An 18,210-nucleotide genomic window follows, 5' to 3' on the forward strand; every position below is an offset into this window, starting at 1 on the left:
TTATGTGGTCGGATGAGTTAATAATTTAGCCGTCGCCGCGTAAAAGGGAAAAGGGGAATGCCGTGATTGTGATGGGATTCAAAAAATGCCCCTGCGGACGCAAGGGCAAGTGGGTCAGAACGCCAGTCGTTTACCCAGACCGTCAAAGAGGTGCAGGTGCGACTCTTGTACGGTGAGCGTAAGTGGTGTATCCGGCATGAAGCTAAGCTGTTGAAAAGACTTCAGGCACACGGGGTGGCCGGCTAAATCCAACCACACCAGCGTGGAGTCGCCCTGTAATTCACACAGCCGGGTACGACCTTGCAATGTGAAATCCCCGGTCTGCTGGTACTGCATATGCTCCGGGCGGATGGCGACAAACAGTTTGTCCCCGTCGCTAACGCCTACGGGCTGACGGGTGAGGCGGAAGACGAGGTTATCGGCGATATGCAGCGCGCCTTCACGCCATACCGCTGGCAGAACATTAATTTTCGGCGTGCCGATAAACTCAGCGACGAACAGGTTTGCCGGGGTGTTATACAGCTCCAGCGGCGTGCCCACCTGCTCAATTTTTCCCTTGTAAAGCACCACGATGCGATCGGCCAGCGTCATCGCCTCCACCTGATCGTGCGTTACATAGATCATGGTGTTTTTCAGGGTGTTATGCAGCTGCTGGATCTCCTGGCGCATCCCGACCCGCAACGCGGCATCCAGGTTAGACAGCGGTTCATCAAACAGAAACAGTTCCGGTTGCTGGACAATAGAACGCCCGATCGCCACACGTTGGCGCTGCCCGCCGGACAGATTCTGCGGCAGCCTGTCCAGCATCTCTTCCAGCTTCAGCATGCTGGCGGCGTGAGCGACCCGCTTATCAATCTCGGCGGCAGGCGTGTTGATATTACGTAAACCGAATGACAGATTTTCCCTGACGGTCATATGCGGGTAGAGGGCGTAGGACTGAAACACCATCGACAGGTTGCGTTTGCCCGCCGCAAGCCTGGTGACCTCTTTTCCCCCCATCACCAGTTTACCGCCGTCGGGGATTTCCAGTCCGGCGATGATCCGCAGCAGCGTGGATTTCCCGCATCCGGAAGGGCCAACCAGCACAATGAACTCCCCGGAGGCGATCTCCAGCGACAGATTTTCAATGATGGTGTTCTTGCCCCAGGCTTTATGAATATTGCTCAGGCTTAGCGCGGTCATAACCTCTCCTTGTCAGAATCCCAGGCTGCAATCAGCGTTAAAAGTTCATCGGTTTTGCGCGCCAGCAGTGCCGTATCCGCGCGGGTTTCCACGTTCAGGCGCAGCAGCGGCTCGGTGTTGGAGGCGCGTAAGTTGAAGCGCCAGTCAACGAAGTCGATGCTCAACCCGTCGCAATCGTCACGCAGGCCGCCGGCTTGCAGATAGTGAGCGGCGATGGATTGCATGACCGATTGCGGATCGGCCACCGTCAGATTGATTTCGCCGGAAACCGGAAAGCGCACCTGGGCGTGTTCGATATACGCCGACAGCGGACGGCTGTCGCTGCCGATAATTTGCAGCAGCAATACCAGTGGGATCATCCCGCTGTCGCAATAGCCAAAATCGCGGAAGTAGTGGTGGCCGCTCATTTCTCCGCCGTAGACCGCGTCCTCTTCGCGCATTCGCGCTTTGATAAAGGCGTGCCCGGTTTTGCTGATGACCGGGATTCCGCTGCAGCGAGTTACAACGTCCAGCGTATTCCACGTCAGGCGCGGGTCCAGAATGATATGACTGCCTGCGGAGCGTTGCAGGAAGTGCTCGGCAAACAGGCCAACCAGGTAGTAGCTCTCAATAAAGCGGCCACACTCATCAAAGAAGAAGCAGCGATCGAAATCGCCATCCCAGGCGATGCCGAAATCAGCCTGATTCTCGATAATCGCCTGCTGGGTGATGAGGCGGTTTTCCGTCAGCATCGGATTGGGCACGCCTGCGGGGAAATGACCGTCCGGCTGATGGTGCAGGCGAATAAACTCAATCTGAACCCCCGCACGGGCCAGTCCGTCGGCGATCGCGTCAAGCGCAGGCCCGACGGTGCCATGTCCGGCGTTGGTCACAATACGTAGCGGGCGAGTCGGCGGATGCTGAAGGAAGCGCAGCAGGCAGGCAATCCAGGCGGGGCGATTATCATAAGGGATGAGGCTGCCACGATGGACGATCGGTGCAAAGTCGTTGCGCTCCGCCAGCGCTTTTATCTCCAGCAGGCCGTTGTCGTTACTGATCGGACGCGCCTCTTCGCGCACCAGCTTCATACCATTGTACTGCGCCGGATTATGGCTGGCGGTTATCTGAATGCCGCCGTCCGCACGCAGTTCCCGGGTGGCGAAGTAGATCTCTTCGGTGCCTGACAGACCAAGGTCGATAACATCCACGCCGCTGGAAATCAGCCCGTCGGTCACGGCGGATTTTAACGATTCCGAGCTAAGGCGAATGTCTGAGCCGATCACTACCCGGCGCGGATGGCGCCAGGCGGCGTAAGCGCGACCGATGCGAAAGGCGATATCCGGCGTCAGGTTGACGCCAACCTCACCGCGAATGTCGTAGGCTTTAAAACAGGTTAGTTCATCCATAATCTACTCTTCTGTAATTAATGAGTCAGGCTGACTCCCGAATGATGAGCTGGTAAGGCAATTCATAGTGGGTCACCGGTCCTCTGGTGAGCAGCAATTTGACGGCCATTTCCCCTTTCTTTTCCGCGTCTTGCGCGATGGTGGTCAGGCGTATTCCCGCCACCTCAACGGCGAGATTATCGAAACCGGTAACGGCAACCCGCTGCGGAACCGCCAGCTGCTGCCGTTGGCAGTAGTGGATCGCGCCGACGGCGAAGCGATCGGAAAGGCAGATAAGCGCAGTGATCTCCGGATGGGTTTCCAGTAACGCTTTGGCCGCCTGTTCGCCGTGTTCTTCATCGTGTCGGGTTTGATACAGCCAGCACGTATCAAGGGCGAAGCCGCGCTGCTGGAAAACCTCCCGGCAGGCATTCACGCGGGAGAGCATCAGCAGGTTGTCGCCGGTGACGGGGGCGGTCAGATCGCACATTCCCTGCGCTGAGGGCTGTGACGGAAAGGCGATGATGCCGAAATGTCGATGACCTTTATCGGCCAGATAGCGGGCAATATCGCGCATGGCGCAGGCGTTATCGATGGAGACGCTGCTATGGTCGGGAAACTGAAAATCGAGCGTGACCACCGGACGCCCATGAGCCAGCGCGTGCTGGATCATGGCCGCATTGTTATGCGTGGCGTTGAGAATATAGCCATCAACCAGGGTGTTGAGCGGCGTCTGTTGCCGCTTACGCAAAGGGATCAAGACCAGATTGACGTTTTGTTCTTCACACTGGACGGCGATCCCCCGCATCAGCGCAATGTCGTGGGGATCGATAAACACGTAACTCATAGAGTCGTTGAATATCACGCCGATGGTGTCAGATTTGCCGGTACGCAGCGCGCGCGCCAGCTTGTCCGGTCCCTGAAAGCCAAGCTCGCTGGCATATTGCAAAATTCGCTGGCGCAGCTCCGGAGATAATTTTTCCGGATTATTCCATGCGTTCGACACCGTGGTATGGGAAATACCCATAATCTTGGCCAATGATTTTATCGTAATACGTTTCTTATCTTTATTATCATTAACGTTTATTTTCATTTTTAATATATTTGTTGGGTTTATATATTGGCGTGAATTATTTATTTCTATCGTCCATTGCGTTGAACGTTGATGCAAAGTTTAACGTTAAACAAAAATCGTTTTGTGATTTGTTTAACGTTAAACATAAAAAGGGGGTGTTAATTTACGCTCCATTCAATAGCAGGGTAGCGGTAAATCAATACTTATTGAAAGTAAATGGAGAGTTATCGTGAGAGTTGTAAAATTAGCTAAATTAACAGCCTGTGTACTATTCGCATTTTGTATTTCTGGCTGCGGTCCGGATGATAAAAAATCCGCAGAGACAGCAAAAACGCCAATTAAAATGTGGGTGGCACCAAACGAAAATGAAGAAGCCTTCTGGAATACTATGGTTAAAGAATGGAATAAAGACCCGGCGCATACCCCGGTCGAATTTACGCCCATTCCTGCCGCCAGCAGTTCTGAAGAGGCAATAATGAACGCGCTGGCTTCCGGCACGGAACCCGATATTTCCAGTAATATCTTTATCGGTTTTGCCAGCCAGTTGGTGGAAATTGGTCAGCTTGAAGACCTGTCTAAAATGAGTGGTTTTAATGAACTCGTTAATAACCGACAGATGGGCAAAATTATTCCTGCCTGGCAATTAAACGGCGAGCAACATGTTCTGCCAATCTATATTAATCCTATCGTCTGGTGGTGGCGGGGCGATTTACTCAAGCAGTATGGTTTTGACCATGTTCCGACCCGTTATGATGAGCTTTATCAGTTGGCAGAGCGCCGGGCGGCGGATAATAACGGCTATGTTATCCAGATGACCGCCGGGAAAAACTGGTGGGAACGCTGGTTCGATTTTATTCCGCTTTATTATGCGCAAAACGGCGGTAAACCTTACCTCGCGGGTCATCAGGCGACGTTTGCCGATCCTGCCGGACAGGCGGTACTGACCTTTATGGGGAAAGTCTTTAACAGCAAGTGGAGCAGCTACGACTTCACCGCCGCCGACGATCCGTTAGCGACTGGACAGGTGCTGGCGTCCGCGCGCGGTCCGTGGGATATCGCTCGCTATCACAAGCAGTATCCGGAGATCCTCAAAACGCTGCAAATTGGGCCGATGCTCACCGAGAAAGGCGACGCGCATCCGTATACGTTCGGCGACAGCAAAGGGGTGGTTATCTTCAGTTCCAGCAAGCGCAAAGCGCAGGCGTGGGCGTTTATTCAGTGGGTCTTTAACAACGCCGAGCACGACCGGAGCTGGCTGGAGCTGACCGGTATGCCGCCAGCACGCAGTGATTTAATGAGTAATCCGCTGTTTGTGAATTACTTTGAGAAAAACCCGCTGGAGAAGGCGATCGCATCTTACGTGGACGTCGCGCTGCCGCCAGCGGCCACTACGCAAACCACGGAGATTCAGCGCAGCATGACGCAGATGCTGGAGCAGGTCATTTTCAACCACGCCGATCCGGCAGCCACCCTCGATAAATCCGCGCAGGAAATTAACACGTTGCTGGCGAAATAAGGGGAAATAATGGCTGGATATGAATCCCGCACCGGAGGCCTGCTGGCCTCCACGTGGATCGGTTATTCGTTGCTGTTCTGGTTTTATCCGCTGTGCTGGCTGGTCGTGCTCAGCGTGACGAACTGGCAATTTATTGGCACGCCGACGTTTAGCGGATTACAGAATATCATTGGCGTGTTTCATGACGCGTTATTCTGGCAATCGATGTGGAACGTGTGCCGTTTTTTAATGTGGTATATCCCGATTGTCTTTCTTGCCTCGCTGCTGTTTGCCGCGGGATTACGAAAAATTAAGTACGGGAAAAGTTTTATTGCCCTGAGCTTTTTACTGGCGAATATCTCTTCGGGGGTGGCCTATTCCATCGTCTTTTCAAAACTGTTCAGCGAATACGGGCCGGTCAATCAATTTTTACAGGCCAGTTTCGGCATCTCTGTGCCCTGGTTTACCAACCCTGACTGCGCCATGTTATCCATTGCGTTAATTGTTACCTGGAAATTCGTCGGTTATTACGGGCTGATTCTCTATTCCGGGATGGTGGCGATCCCCGCGGATATTTACAGCGCGGCGCAGTTGGATAAAACCGGGAGGTTTAAGCAAAGTTGGGCGATTACCCTGCCGATGATGAACGCGCAAATCGTGATGGTGATGGTGCTGGCGATTACCGTGGCGTTCAGCATCTTTACCGAGCCGTATCTTATCACCGGCGGCGGGCCGCTCAACAGCACCACCAGTCCGATGGTGGTGATGTATGAAGTGGCGTTCCAGAAAATGAAGCCAACCTGGGCGGCGACCATGTCGATTATCGTTGCGGCATGCAGTTTCCTCGCCATTTGGGTCTTCCGCAAAGTATTCGAAAAACATATCGAGATTGTGTGAATGAAGAAACTGACTCCTTTAACGCTGCTCATTCACGCCGTGATGTTTTTGCTGGCGCTCACCTGGCTTTATCCTTTTATCTGGATGGTGATCTCCTCGTTGAAACCGACGGCGCAAATCTACACGACCGGGCTGTTTTCCGGTCATCTGACGCTGGAGAATTACGCTTTTCTGTTCGATAACAGCAACCGGGCGGACAAACCTTTTTTGCGCACCCTGGTTAACTCGCTGTTCGTGTCGCTCACCATTACCGTCTGCGTCACGCTGACCTCAATGCTGGTGGGATATGCCGTCGCGAAAACCGAGTTTCGCGGCAAAAATGCGTTTCGCAACCTGTTGATTGTGCAGATGGTTTTCCCGGTCTTTATGTTCATCATTCCACAGTTTGTCCTGATGCGTGAACTGGGGCTGATCAACAGCTACGGGGCGATGATCCTGCCGTATGCGATGAGCGCCTGGGGCATTTTTATGGTTTCGCAGAGCTTTAAAGGCACGCCGAATGATTACCTGTATGCCGCAAGGCTCGATCACGCCAGCCTGTGGGGGATCTTGCGGCATGTGATGATGCCGCTGAATAAATCCATTCTGGCGATTGTCGCACTGTTCACCTTTTCCAGCTCATGGGACAACTTCCTCTGGCCGCTGATCGTGATGCGCGAAGTGGACAAAATGCCGTTTTCGGTGCTGCTCGCCACCTTCAGCAAATCCTACGGCATCTACCTGGGACCGGTGCTGGCGGGGTCGGTGGTGCAGATGCTGCCAATCGTTGTCCTGTTTATTCTGTTCAGAAAATACTTCCTCGAAGGCATGTCGTTATCACTGAAATAAGGAACGTGACGGTGAAAAAGCAACCGTGGTGGCAGGCGTGTACCTGTTATCAAATTTATCTGCCTTCGTTTTGCGACGGCAATAACGACGGGCTGGGCGATTTTCCGGGCCTGATTTCCCGGCTGGATTATTTGCAGGCGCTGGGCATTGGCGCGGTGTGGATCACGCCGTTTTATCCCTCTCCGCTGGTGGATAACGGCTACGATATCAGCGATTACTGCGCCGTTGACGCCCGTTTCGGCACTCTCGACGATTTCCGCCGGGTGGTTGACGGCTGCCATGCCAGAGGCATTCGGGTGATTATCGATCTGGTGGTCAATCACGTCTCCTCAGAACATCCCTGGTTTTGCGATGCGTGGAATAATCCGGACAGCCGCTATCGTGATTATTTCCTTTTTCGCCGCCAGCCGAATAACTGGCGTTCTTTCTTTTCCGGCAGCGCGTGGACCGCTGAGCCTGACACCGGCGAATTTTATTACCATAAATTCGCGCCCGGCCAGGTGGATCTCAACTGGGCCAACCCCGCGGTGGAACAGGAAATTTACCGGGTGGTGGATTTCTGGGTTACGCAGGGGGTGGACGGTTTTCGCTTTGACGTCATCAACTTTCTTACTACCGACGGCATTGGGCCTGATAACCCGGAAGAGAACGGCGAGCAGCGCCATGAATTTGACATCAATCAGCCGCGACTCCCGGAAACGCTGCAACGGCTGTGTGCCCATGTTCGGGCGCAGGGGGACTATTTCCTGATTGGCGAAATCGGCAGCGAAGACCCTGACGTGCTCAGCCGCTATCAAAGCCCGCAACTGATGGACGTGGTGTTTAATTTCAATATCGGCAGCCAGAAAACTTTTGATGTTTCCCGTCTTTTCAACCAGTTAAAAACCACGCTGGCTGCGCAGTCGGGTTTACCGACGCTGTTTTTCTCCAGCCATGATATGTCGCGGATGATCAGCCGCTTTGGCGAAAACGAGCGCGATACCGGGCGGGCGCTGGCGGTGTTGGCGCTCCAGCTAACGGTGAGCGGCGTGCCGTTTATCTTCCAGGGCGAAGAGCTGGGGGTGACCGACTACCGTCCGCAAACGGCAGAGCAGCTTTTTGATATACAGGGAAAAACCCATTACCGCACCGCCCTTGCCGCAGGCAGCAGCCCACAGCAGGCGCTGGCGCTGGCTATTGAACATTCGCGGGATGGTTCGCGCGCGCCGCTGCCCTGGCGCGACGCCCCCTTTGGCGGATTTTCCACCGTCGCGCCGTGGATGCCCGTCGGCGGCGATATCGCCCTGATTAACGCGGAGCGCCAGCAACAGGATGAGACATCGTTCTGGCATCAGTACCGGCGGCTGATCGCCCTGCGCCGCCGCGTTGCGGCGCTGCATCAGGGACAGCAGGACTCGCTCGACCTCACTGACGAATGCGTCTGGTTTACCCGTTCGACGGCGGCGGAGCAGGTCTGGATCGCCATCAACTTTGGTGCGCCTGTTCGCAATCCGTGGCAGGAGATTGAGGCTGAAGTGCTGTACGGAGAGGACGCGCAATGGATTGGTAAGAATCAATGTTTGATCAAAAGGAGAGTACATGGACAGGCACAGTAAAAACCCGTTGATTACCCCGGCGGACGTGACGCCTTCACTGCCCGGCAGGAAGGTCGATTGTGTTTTCAATGCTGGCGTAACGGAGTGTGACGGGGAGATCGTTTTGCTGCTGCGAGTGGCGGAAAGCGTGATCAATTCCGATCAGCAGCAGCGTGTCGTACCGCTGTTGGAAAAAACCGATGCGGGCTGGGTACAGGCCACCGCGAGTTTCGATCGTCGCGATGAACGCTATGATTTCAGCGATCCGCGGGTGATCGTGCTGAAAAGCGATCCGGCGCGGGTGTGGCTGACCTCCATGTCGCATCTGCGTCTGGCGCGCAGTCGCGATGGGGTGAACTTCCGGATTGACAGCCAGCCGTTTATCATCGCCGATACGCAATATGAAGAGTTCGGCTGCGAAGATGCGCGGATCACCCGCATCGATGATACCGCGTACATCAACTACTCGGCGGTGTCGTCGCTGGGGATTTCTACCGCGCTGGCGGTGACCAAAGATTTTGTCACGGTGGAGAAAAAAGGGTTGATCCTCTGTCCGGACAACCGCGACGTCTGCTTTTTCCCGGAAAAGATCGCCGGTAAATATCACGCCCTGACCCGTCCGGCCCCGTGCCACTTCGGTCATCCGGAAATCTGGATCTGCGAGTCGCCGGATATGTTGCACTGGGGCAACCATCGCCACCTGCTGGGACGGTCCGGCGATGCCTGGGACTGCCGTAAATCAGGCGGCGGCGCGCCGGTATTAAAAACCGATCGCGGCTGGCTGGAGATCTACCACGGTGTGGATGCCGATCAGCGCTACTGCCTTGGCGCGCTGCTGCTGGATCTCAACGAGCCGACCCGCATTCTGGCGAAATCACCGGTGCCGCTGCTGGAGCCAGATGCGCCCTACGAGCGCGAAGGCTTCTTCGGCAATGTGGTGTTCACCTGTGGGGCGCTGATCCGCGATGAGACGCTGCACGTCTGGTACGGCGCCGCCGATGAGTGTGTGGCGCTGGCGACAATGCCGCTGGACAAACTGTGGCGGCATCTGGGGGTTAAATAAATGCCGCAGAGCGTCCTGGGTTGCTAAACCCGTTTCTGGCAGGGGACGTCGATTCACACGTTGTGGCCGCTGGTGGACGAATCTTTGCTGCAAATAATGAAAATACACAACAGAAGAGCAGGGCAATAAATGCCCTGCAAGTCTGTATATTTAATGTCACATTGTATTTCAGGTGAGCAAGAAAACAGATTGCGCTTATCGTTATTAATATTTTAATTAATATCTGACGCGGGGGCCGCCTCAATAGCTTTTTCTTCTTTGGTTAGCCCTTTGATGTATTTACTGTATTTCCACCAGGCAAAACCGAGAAAAATAACAATCCCCCCGACGTTATAGAAAATAATGGTCATGATGTTACCGCCGGTCGGGAAGGTCGAGGCAATAAACCCGATGGTGAAAAGGACAATCAGCATCGATACCACAATAATGCCGGTTTTTTGCGAACCCATACGGAAGTCGCGCGGTAAGTGGTCCAGTTTTGCGCGCAGATTCAGGTAAGCCAGCATAATAAACAGCGGCGGCAGCATTGATGCGGCGGCGGTCATGTTGATGATGGTGTTCATTAAATCCTGCACGGTATTGGAGCCGAGCGTTGGGATAATCATCAGCGGGATAACAATCAGGAACTGAATCCAGGCTGCGCGGGCCGGAACGCCGTTTTCATTTAGTTCGACGGTTTTTTTACCGAAAATTCCCGCCGGAATTTCAGAGAAGAAAATTTTCACCGGCGTTGCGGTCCACATCAGCAGAGAGCCGAACATCGCGGTAAAGGAGACCAGGCCGACAAAGCGGTTAACGATCAGTTCCGGCAGGCCAAAGTATGCCGCCAGGCCGTGGAATACCTGTACCGAACCACCGGTAAATTTCAGCTCTTTGCTGCTGACGAAGACGTTGATCAGTACCGAGGAGATGGAATAGAGCACGCCGATAAAAATCCCGGCAATGATAATGACCTTCACGAACGATTTGGACCCGCCCTTGACGTCGTTGACGTACACTGCCACCGACTCCGCACCGCCTGCCGCCATAAAGATCCAGGTGGTGATACCGAGGAAGGCCCAGTTAAAATTCGGGATCATTGCGTCTACGGTGATAGGGTCAGCAGGCTGTACGCCGCCAACCAGCGCAGTACCCGCCAGCAGGATGTAGGACAGGGTCAGCAGCAGCATCAATGTGGAGGTGACCGAAGTAATCGGTCCTAACATTTTTGCGCCGTTGGTCGAAACCCAGGTGGAGAAGGCAAACAGCACCATACTTAACACCGTGGTTGCGAACGGTGTCAGAATGTATTCGTAGCCTAAAAAAGCATATGAGGCGTAGGCGATAACACGGGGTAACAGCGAGGTAAAAAAGAACAGGTTAACGAACCAATAGGTATAGGCGGTAATAAATGCCCAACGTCCGCCCAGCGAACTTTTCACCCAAGCATAGACACCGGCTTCGGAGTTTTTATTCAGCGAAACAAATTCAGCGATGATTAAGCAGAACGGAATAAAGTAGAAGATCGTCGCGAGGAAAAACATCGGTGCGGATGCCAGACCCAGCTCAATATTATTGTTGATAACGTTATTAAAACTATAAACCGCGGCAAAGGTGAGTGAAAGTAAGCCGAACTTGCCGATGGTATTACGTTTGGTATCAGACATAGCACATCTCCGATTCCTGATTATTATAGGGTACTGGCGGCGCAACGTCGGCGCCGCCTGTGTTTTTATTTATTATGAAAATAACCATCTTCGATGGTGACTTTGAGTACGACTTTCTTCACTGCGTTATTACAAATAAAACGATAGGCTTCATGGTTGTCACAAATAACCATTTGTCCTTCGCGCACTTCTACGGTTTTTCCACAGCCTTTCAGATATTCGCGATCGGTTTCATCGCGATAATATTCAACCACCTGGAGATCCTCTTTGGCGGCATACTCTATTTTTTGCTGTCCTTGCAGGTAGTAATGGATTTCAAAATAACGACGATGACCGGTAAACAGCGCATCGGTCGCGGAGTCTGTCTCCACGCGATAGCTCAGGGAATCACCGATAGAGTGGGCGACGCCTGGTTGAATATTATCAATATTTTCAATCGCTTCGACGCAGCGCTGCCACTTCTTCCCGGATGCGTAAATTTGTTGGAACTGCGCTAAGTTGTCGATGATCCTCATTTTGTATTCTCACTGTGCAAATTCGTGGAAAAGAACCCGGTACCAAAGACGCGGCTGGCGGCGGTTTGAGCGCTAGATTCGCTACCGGAAACCGGCAACAACGTGAAGCCGTAGCTGAACGAACGGAACCAGACGCGCCAGGAATCAAGCACCTCGCTTCCCCATGAGTTGGAGCCTAAGCCCAGCACCTGGTGGTCCAGATTCAGGGTGATGTCATCGCTGCGCTGCAGCGCATTACAGTGCTGTGCGGCAAAGATATTTTCTGGCGTATAGCGCCAGGCGCTCAGGTTGACAGGGCGCTGCGGAACCACCAGCAGACCGTTGCCGTGGCGGTTGGTTAGCGTTGCCCAGCGCACGTCCTGACGATTGCCGTTGTTTTGCGGGAACGGATAGTTTTCGAACATTTCATCCACGCTGCTGCGCCAGATATCGATGATGTTGGCCTGCTGGCTATCGGCATAGTTTTCACCGGGACCACGTCCGTAATACGCCACCTTCCCCAAATCGCCGTTGATGCCCATCGTGAAGCCGATGCACGGAATAATGTCCCGGTACTCGCCGTAAGGCTGGCCGGAAAGCTCCACGTTCAACTGACCGTCTGCGGCAATCCGCCAGCGGTAGGTACAGCGCATACCGAAATCAAATACCGGCGGGGCGATAATCGTCTGGCTGGTTATCAACAGCGCGTCATCGGTTTGCTCAATGGCAAAATCGCGCAGATGCTCCTGCATAATCTGTAAATGATTTGGTTGCCAAAGGCCTTCGAACTCTTGTTTGTGGTTATCAATGGTTGGTTTGAAGAAATTAATCTTCGGCTCGCGGGTAATCAGCTCCTCACCGTTAACGGTCCAGCTAATGGGCTTACCGTTCAGTTTTGAGAAGGTCAGAAGGAAGTTATAACCGCGTATGGTGCAGCTCTGGGGGCTGTCTTCCAGCGTCAGAGGGGTAGCGTTTTTCAGGCTAAACGGTACGGCAGCCGCCGTTCTGGCCTTCAGCGGGAACTGATAAGTCGCGATGTGGTGCCCGGCTTCGCTGTATGCCGTACGGGAATCTTTCGTCACGATGACGTTGAGGAACGCTTCGCGCGCATCCAGCTCCGGCAGTGTGCATTGCACGAGGGTATCGCTGTTAGGAGGGACGTCGCGCAGTTTTATCTGCTGAGCAGAAAGCGTATCTCCCTCGGCGCGAACCTCAATATGCAAGGTGTAGTCGTCAAGCGTGGTAAACCACAGTTTGTTTTCTACCCGTAGCTCGCCGCGAGCCAGATCCTGTGCGCGTACTTTTACTGGCGCAATCACCTGCTTGTACTCCTGCAGACCCGGCCCCGGGGTTTGATCGGAATAAATCAGGCCATCAAGGCAGAAGTTGTAGTTGTTCGGATAGTCGCCGTAGTCGCCGCCATATTTGTACCAGACGTTGCCGTCGTCATCTTTGGCCTGAATCCCGTGATCGCACCACTCCCAGACATAGTGTCCCTGAATGCAGTCATGCTGATAAAAGACGTTCTGATATTCCGTCAGCCCGCCGGGACCGTTGCCCATGGCGTGAGCATATTCGCAGATGATGCGCGGCTTAGGATGTGGATATTCGCCAAACTCATTCATCAGCGGCACACGGGTGTACATGGTGGAGATGATATCCACCACTTCGGCGTCACGATCTTCTTCGTAATGGATCAGACGCGTGTCATCCAGCGCTTTTGCGGCGTGATACATGGCGCGGATGTTACAGCCGTATCCGGATTCGTTGCCGAGCGACCAGATGACGATCGACGGGTGGTTTTTTTGTGCATGGATGTGGCGCACGATGCGCTCAACGTAGACGTTTTCCCACAGCGGATCGTCGGTTATCCGGCTGATATCGCCGATATTGGCGAAGCCGTGAGATTCAACGTCGGTTTCGGCCATCACGAACAGACCGTAGATATCGCACAATTCATAGAAGCGCGGATCGTTCGGGTAATGGGCGGTACGCACGGAGTTGATGTTGTGCTGCTTCATTAACAGCAGATCTTTTTCAACGCGATCCATGCCAACCGCACGGCCTTTAAGATGATCGTTATCGTGGCGGTTAACGCCATGCAGCATCACGTAGCGGTTATTGATGTAAAACAGACCGTCGCGAACTTTGATATCACGGAATCCGACCCGCTGTGGCACGACCTCAAGGAGATTGCCGTTGGCATCTTTCAGCGTCATCACCAGATGATAAAGATACGGCGATTCCGCTGACCACTGCTGCGGCGCGCTAACCTTGAAATTAAAAGCGGTGAGGGTGTGTTGATCCACTGCCAGATTGTTAATTACGCCGCTATGCAGCGCCTGCTCACCGTCAAACAAGGTGTATTCGAGCGACGCCATCGCTGGCGTGGCAGCCAGGTTTTCCAGCGCAATGTCGCAGGTGAGGATGGCGTCGCGATAGTCATCATCGAACTCGGTGCGAACGGTAAAATCCTGAATATGGGTCGCCTGTTTGCCTACCAGATAGACGTCGCGGAAAATTCCCGCCGACCACCACATGTCCTGGTCTTCAACGTAAGTGGAATCAGCCCATTGCATTACGCGAACGCACAGCAGGTTGTCACCGGTCTTCACCACCGCGCTGATATCAAATTCAGCCGTCAGGCGGCTGCCTTTGCTGAAACCGACGTACTGACCATTCACGTAAACTTCGAAGTAGGTTTCTACGCCATCAAATTTAATCAGCGTTTGTTTGCCCTGCCAGCCTTCGCTGAGGGAGAAAATGCGCTGGTAGGCTCCGGTGGGGTTATTGGTCGGAACGTAGGGGACATCAATCGGGAAAGGAAAACCTTCGTCGGTATACTGCAGTTTGCCGTGTCCTTCCATCTGCCACATGCCTGGGACGGTGATGCTGCCCCAGTCATTCATAAACTGCGACGTAAAGATTTCCGGCACCTGCAGCGGATGCTCAAAGAACTGAAAATTCCACTGACCGCTTAGCAACTGAAAGAGGCTGCTGGTTTCGCGGGCAAACGAGCGAGCCTGCGCAACGGAGTCATAAGAGAAAAAATATGCGCGTGGCGCCAGTCGATTTTCGTGGGTGAGCTGAATGTTTTCCCAGCGATTCATAAGGCCTCCCGGTGGAGAAAAATCGGAACCATTCATTGTAATGGTGAGTAAGTGTAATTGATGGTGATTTTAGTAAAAGTTTTACTAAAATATAGCGAGTGAGGTGATTTACTTTAACTGGATCACGAAAATAATGGGGCGCAGAAAATAATGCATGACAATGCGCGCCCGGCATCAGAAGAAACCGGGCGTGTTTACTGGGGATTTTAGCGGGTGGTGCCGCGCAGTTTCAGCTTGCTGGGAACAAAAACCAGCAGAGGAAGCGCACGCCCATCGCGGGCTTTCTCAAACAGCAGGTTGACGCCCTGACTGCCCATCATTTCTGAATGGATGCGAACGGTGGAAAGCGGAGGAAAGGTGAAGCGCGCTGTCGGGATATCATTAACGCTAATCAGCGAAATGTCCTGCGGAATGTTCAGGCCACGCTCGTGAATGGCGCGCAGAACGCCAATAGCAATCGAGTCTGAAGCCACAAACAGGGCACCGGGATAGTCGGCTTTCGCCAGCATTTTTTTGGCCAGTTCATACCCTGATGAACTGGAGAAACCGCCGCGATAGATGTCCTGTTCAGAAACGACCTGCTGCAGACGACCGTATTCGACAAACGCGGCTTCACGGATATCTGCCTTGCCGGGTTCGTCTTCACCGCCGATGAAGCCAATGCGAGTGACGCCCTGGGCGATGAAGTAGTCGATGCTCTCTTTACTGATGCGGGCCAGATCGATATCGACGGCGTCATATTCGCTGCCGGGTTCATGGAAATCGATAAAGCAGATGTTGTCGGTAAGCGCTGTTGCCGCATTACGCAAAACCGGAGAAGGCTTGCCGACAATAAGAATGCCGGTAATGTTTTTGCTCTCCGGCAGCCCACTGTGCTCATAGCAGTTGGTCAGTTCGATCCCCAGCTTCTCACACTGGGTTTCTATTCCGTGACGGATCGCGAGATAGTAAGGATCGTTGATTTCCAAATCCTGCTGGTAGCTGTAGAGCGCCAGAATATGCTGGGGGCCGAGCGCGCTGGTCTGGTTTTTACGAGCACTGCTGGTTTTGTACTCCAGTTTTTCCGCGATCTCCAGAATGCGATGCTTGGTCTCTTCTTTTACATTCAGCGTGGGGTCATCGTTTAAAACCCGGGACACTGTCGCCAGGGACACGCCAGCTTCGATTGCGATGTCTTTAAGTGTTGCCATGTTTGCCTTTTCCCTGAGTTACCTGCGCATTGTAAATGAAGTGCTTATCTATTCATCTGTTTTCAGTAAAAAAAGTACGTTTAATTGACATGTCTGGGGTAAAACTGGGCTTTCAGAGTGTGATGACTACGTCATTTTCCCGCTTTTGAGAACCATGCCAAGAAAATATTTTGCTAGTATTTAGTAAAATTTTACCAAAGGAGAACACAATGGATACCGTCGCATTTGCTGATTTTGCCCGAATGGAAATACGTGTTGGAAAAATCGCACAGGTAAAGCGCCATGACAATGCTGATAAGCTGTATATCGTGCAGGTGGATGTGGGAGAGCGTACGCTGCAAACCGTGACCAGCCTGGTGCCTTATTACAGCGAAGAGGAGCTGATGGGGAAAACGGTGGTGGTGCTGTGTAATCTGCAAAAGGCCAAAATGCGCGGGGAAACGTCAGAATGCATGTTGCTCTGCGCTGAGACGGACGATGGCAGCGAAAGCGTGCTGCTGACGCCAGAACGCCTTATGCCTGCGGGTGTGCGGATTGTTTAAGTTGTGCTAATTGCCGGATGGCCGCTACGCTTTTATCCGACCTACATTTGATCCCGTAAGCCTGAGATGCGCAGCGCCATCCGACATGTATTACACCTGCTCCACGCTCACCCGTAATGCTGCCAGGGCTTTGCGCGTCGATCGCAATACCAGATCGCATTGCTCGATCGTTAACGTTAACGGCGGTTCGATACGGATCGTCTTTGCATTGTTTAGCGTGCCGGCAACCAGTACCCGCTGGCGGAACATCTCACTGGCAAAGTTGTAGCCGATTTCATTATCGACAAACTCAATTGCCATCAGCATGCCTTTACCGCGTACATCATGCACCAGGTCTGGGTACTCCCGAGCAAGCTGGCGGAAACCATCCAGCAACATATCGCCTTTCTGCTCCGCCTGAGCCGGTAAATTTTGCTCCAGCAGGACGTTAATGGTGGCTAACGCAGCCGCACAAGCGAGCGGGTTGCCGCCAAACGTGGTGGTATGCAAGAAGGGATTGTCGAACAGAACGGAAAACACCTCTTCGGTGGCAATGGTTGCGCCAATTGGCATCACGCCGCCGCCCAGCGCCTTGGCCAGACACATAATGTCGGGCTGCACGTTTTCGTGCTCGCAGGCGAACATTTTGCCGGTACGACCCATGCCCGTCTGCACTTCATCAAGGATCATCAGCGCGCCAAACTCATCGCAAAGTTTACGCACGGCGGGCAAATACCCTTGCGGTGGCAGGATCACGCCCCCTTCACCCTGGATAGGTTCGAGGATCACGGCTGCGACGTCGTCACCGGTCTTTTTACACTCGCTGAGCATGGTGCGCATCGCGTTAATATCGCCAAACGGCACATGGCGGAAACCCGGCAGCAGCGGCATAAAGGGTTTGCGGAATGTTGATTTAGCCGTGGCGGACAGTGCTCCCAGTGATTTGCCGTGGAATGCGCCGCTGGTGGCAATGAACGTAAATTTACCGCGCGGCGATTGATACGCTTTCGCCAGCTTCAGAGCGGCTTCAACCGACTCGGTCCCGCTGTTACAGAAAAAACTGTATTTCAGTTTACCTGGCGCCAGCGCGGCGAGGGTTTTTGCCAGCATGGCCCGCAGAGGGTCAAGTAGCTCCTGGCTGTGCAGAGGTTGTTTCGCGAGTTGATTCTGTACGGCGGAAACCACGACTGGATTACGGTGCCCCACGTTGAAAATTCCAAATCCACCCAGGCAATCGACGAACTCCTGCCCCTGGGTGTCGACAAGCGTATTCAGGCTTCCCGCTTGCCACTCTACGGCTCCGTAATCCCCGCCTGCAGTTACAGATTTTCGATACTCTAAGAACCCCGGATTGACATGCTCCTTGAAGTATTCAATCACCTCTCGGTTTAATGATTTCATTTCCTCATGATCAAGCGTGCGCTTTTCGATGAGATTCAGTGCGTGTGCGCTGCAGGCCAGGGCCGATGCGCTGGAAGGTAACCTGTTCAAAATATGCTCCCGGAGCTCGCGTATCACATGATACTGATTTAAGTATTGCAGTGATTGCGCCATTCCGGCGCGCTTAGCAAAAATCGGGATAAACACCAGGAAACATCTCATTCATGCAACATTTAATGCTGATGTTTAACATTTGCTGGCATTTTGCCCAGGTTAAGGCCGTGAAAACAGATCGGAAAAGCACTTTTCTGCGCTAAAAGTGAGCAATATTTGCACTGTGACGGTGCGTTGGTAGACGTGTAGTTGAATAGTTACTCAATGAAAGTATTTT

The 18,210-nt window shown here is 53.3% G+C and carries 14 protein-coding genes; 6 read left to right on the forward strand and 8 right to left on the reverse strand.

What is annotated here, in order from left to right; all coding sequences use genetic code 11:
- Window positions 1–114: 114 nt before the first annotated feature.
- Genes OGV65_RS24465 through OGV65_RS24475 form a run of 3 tightly spaced genes read right to left on the reverse strand, consistent with a single transcriptional unit; the run spans window position 115 to window position 3,639 of the window.
- Window positions 115–1,182, reverse strand: a complete 1,068-nt coding sequence (locus tag OGV65_RS24465) for an ABC transporter ATP-binding protein (protein ID WP_109017951.1) — start codon at window positions 1,180–1,182, stop codon at window positions 115–117.
- Window positions 1,179–2,567 (reverse strand): phosphohexomutase domain-containing protein, encoded by a 1,389-nt coding sequence (locus tag OGV65_RS24470; RefSeq protein ID WP_286455534.1) that lies wholly within the window; start codon window positions 2,565–2,567, stop codon window positions 1,179–1,181. The genes OGV65_RS24465 and OGV65_RS24470 overlap by 4 nt, the downstream gene beginning before the upstream one ends.
- A 25-nt stretch (window positions 2,568–2,592) precedes the next feature.
- Window positions 2,593–3,639, reverse strand: a complete 1,047-nt coding sequence (locus OGV65_RS24475; RefSeq protein WP_016154604.1) for a LacI family DNA-binding transcriptional regulator — start codon at window positions 3,637–3,639, stop codon at window positions 2,593–2,595.
- 211 nt (window positions 3,640–3,850) lie between these two features.
- Here OGV65_RS24475 and OGV65_RS24480 point away from each other — a divergent pair, with 211 nt between their 5' ends.
- The 5 genes from OGV65_RS24480 to OGV65_RS24500 are packed head-to-tail and all read left to right on the forward strand — an operon-like array spanning window position 3,851 to window position 9,478.
- Window positions 3,851–5,137, forward strand: a complete 1,287-nt coding sequence (locus OGV65_RS24480) for an ABC transporter substrate-binding protein (RefSeq protein WP_016154603.1) — start codon at window positions 3,851–3,853, stop codon at window positions 5,135–5,137.
- A gap of 9 nt (window positions 5,138–5,146) precedes the next feature.
- Window positions 5,147–6,013, forward strand: coding sequence for a carbohydrate ABC transporter permease (locus OGV65_RS24485; RefSeq protein ID WP_200047064.1), 867 nt, complete (start codon window positions 5,147–5,149; stop codon window positions 6,011–6,013).
- Window positions 6,014–6,841, forward strand: coding sequence for a carbohydrate ABC transporter permease (locus OGV65_RS24490; RefSeq protein WP_016154601.1), 828 nt, complete (start codon window positions 6,014–6,016; stop codon window positions 6,839–6,841).
- 11 nt (window positions 6,842–6,852) lie between these two features.
- A complete protein-coding gene (locus tag OGV65_RS24495; RefSeq protein WP_286455535.1) occupies window positions 6,853–8,436 on the forward strand; it encodes an alpha-glucosidase in 1,584 nt (527 codons plus the stop codon).
- Window positions 8,420–9,478 (forward strand): glycoside hydrolase family 130 protein, encoded by a 1,059-nt coding sequence (locus OGV65_RS24500; protein ID WP_153689989.1) that lies wholly within the window; start codon window positions 8,420–8,422, stop codon window positions 9,476–9,478. Before OGV65_RS24495 ends, OGV65_RS24500 begins: the two co-directional genes overlap by 17 nt.
- A 212-nt stretch (window positions 9,479–9,690) precedes the next feature.
- Here OGV65_RS24500 and OGV65_RS24505 read toward each other — a convergent pair whose 3' ends face one another.
- From OGV65_RS24505 to ebgR, 4 genes are all read right to left on the reverse strand, one after another.
- Window positions 9,691–11,124: an amino acid permease gene (locus tag OGV65_RS24505; RefSeq protein WP_016154598.1), complete on the reverse strand. Its 1,434-nt coding sequence runs from the start codon at window positions 11,122–11,124 to the stop codon at window positions 9,691–9,693.
- Between the two features lie 65 nt (window positions 11,125–11,189).
- Window positions 11,190–11,639 carry a beta-galactosidase subunit beta gene (locus tag OGV65_RS24510; protein ID WP_016154597.1) on the reverse strand — a complete coding sequence of 150 codons (450 nt, stop codon included), beginning with the start codon at window positions 11,637–11,639 and terminating at the stop codon, window positions 11,190–11,192.
- Complete coding sequence (gene ebgA / locus OGV65_RS24515) at window positions 11,636–14,728, reverse strand: beta-galactosidase subunit alpha (RefSeq protein ID WP_286455536.1); 3,093 nt, start codon at window positions 14,726–14,728, stop codon at window positions 11,636–11,638. Before ebgA ends, OGV65_RS24510 begins: the two co-directional genes overlap by 4 nt.
- A 206-nt stretch (window positions 14,729–14,934) precedes the next feature.
- Window positions 14,935–15,918: a transcriptional regulator EbgR gene (ebgR, locus tag OGV65_RS24520; protein ID WP_047499182.1), complete on the reverse strand. Its 984-nt coding sequence runs from the start codon at window positions 15,916–15,918 to the stop codon at window positions 14,935–14,937.
- 209 nt (window positions 15,919–16,127) lie between these two features.
- On the opposite strand from ebgR, the gene OGV65_RS24525 reads away from it, so the two are divergent.
- On the forward strand, window positions 16,128–16,460 hold the full coding sequence (locus OGV65_RS24525) for a tRNA-binding protein (RefSeq protein WP_016157522.1): 333 nt from the start codon (window positions 16,128–16,130) through the stop codon (window positions 16,458–16,460).
- Between the two features lie 90 nt (window positions 16,461–16,550).
- Here OGV65_RS24525 and ygjG read toward each other — a convergent pair whose 3' ends face one another.
- Window positions 16,551–17,930, reverse strand: coding sequence for a putrescine aminotransferase (ygjG, locus tag OGV65_RS24530; RefSeq protein WP_049259762.1), 1,380 nt, complete (start codon window positions 17,928–17,930; stop codon window positions 16,551–16,553).
- Between the last annotated feature and the right edge of the window lie 280 nt (window positions 17,931–18,210).

Origin of the sequence: Citrobacter sp. Cb004, assembly GCF_030337065.1 — a bacterium.
GTDB lineage: Bacteria > Pseudomonadota > Gammaproteobacteria > Enterobacterales > Enterobacteriaceae > Citrobacter > Citrobacter braakii.

Bases quoted from the DNA above. Each gene is read 5' to 3' on its own strand.
- OGV65_RS24525 (WP_016157522.1), top strand. From the start codon at position 16,128: ATGGATACCGTCGCATTTGCTGATTTTGCCCGAATGGAAATACGTGTT.
- OGV65_RS24500 (WP_153689989.1), top strand. From the start codon at position 8,420: ATGGACAGGCACAGTAAAAACCCGTTGATTACCCCGGCGGACGTGACG.
- OGV65_RS24490 (WP_016154601.1), top strand. From the start codon at position 6,014: ATGAAGAAACTGACTCCTTTAACGCTGCTCATTCACGCCGTGATGTTT.
- ebgA (WP_286455536.1), bottom strand. From the start codon at position 14,728: ATGAATCGCTGGGAAAACATTCAGCTCACCCACGAAAATCGACTGGCG.
- OGV65_RS24475 (WP_016154604.1), bottom strand. From the start codon at position 3,639: ATGAAAATAAACGTTAATGATAATAAAGATAAGAAACGTATTACGATA.
- OGV65_RS24510 (WP_016154597.1), bottom strand. From the start codon at position 11,639: ATGAGGATCATCGACAACTTAGCGCAGTTCCAACAAATTTACGCATCC.
- OGV65_RS24465 (WP_109017951.1), bottom strand. From the start codon at position 1,182: ATGACCGCGCTAAGCCTGAGCAATATTCATAAAGCCTGGGGCAAGAAC.
- OGV65_RS24505 (WP_016154598.1), bottom strand. From the start codon at position 11,124: ATGTCTGATACCAAACGTAATACCATCGGCAAGTTCGGCTTACTTTCA.
- ebgR (WP_047499182.1), bottom strand. From the start codon at position 15,918: ATGGCAACACTTAAAGACATCGCAATCGAAGCTGGCGTGTCCCTGGCG.
- OGV65_RS24485 (WP_200047064.1), top strand. From the start codon at position 5,147: ATGGCTGGATATGAATCCCGCACCGGAGGCCTGCTGGCCTCCACGTGG.
- OGV65_RS24470 (WP_286455534.1), bottom strand. From the start codon at position 2,567: ATGGATGAACTAACCTGTTTTAAAGCCTACGACATTCGCGGTGAGGTT.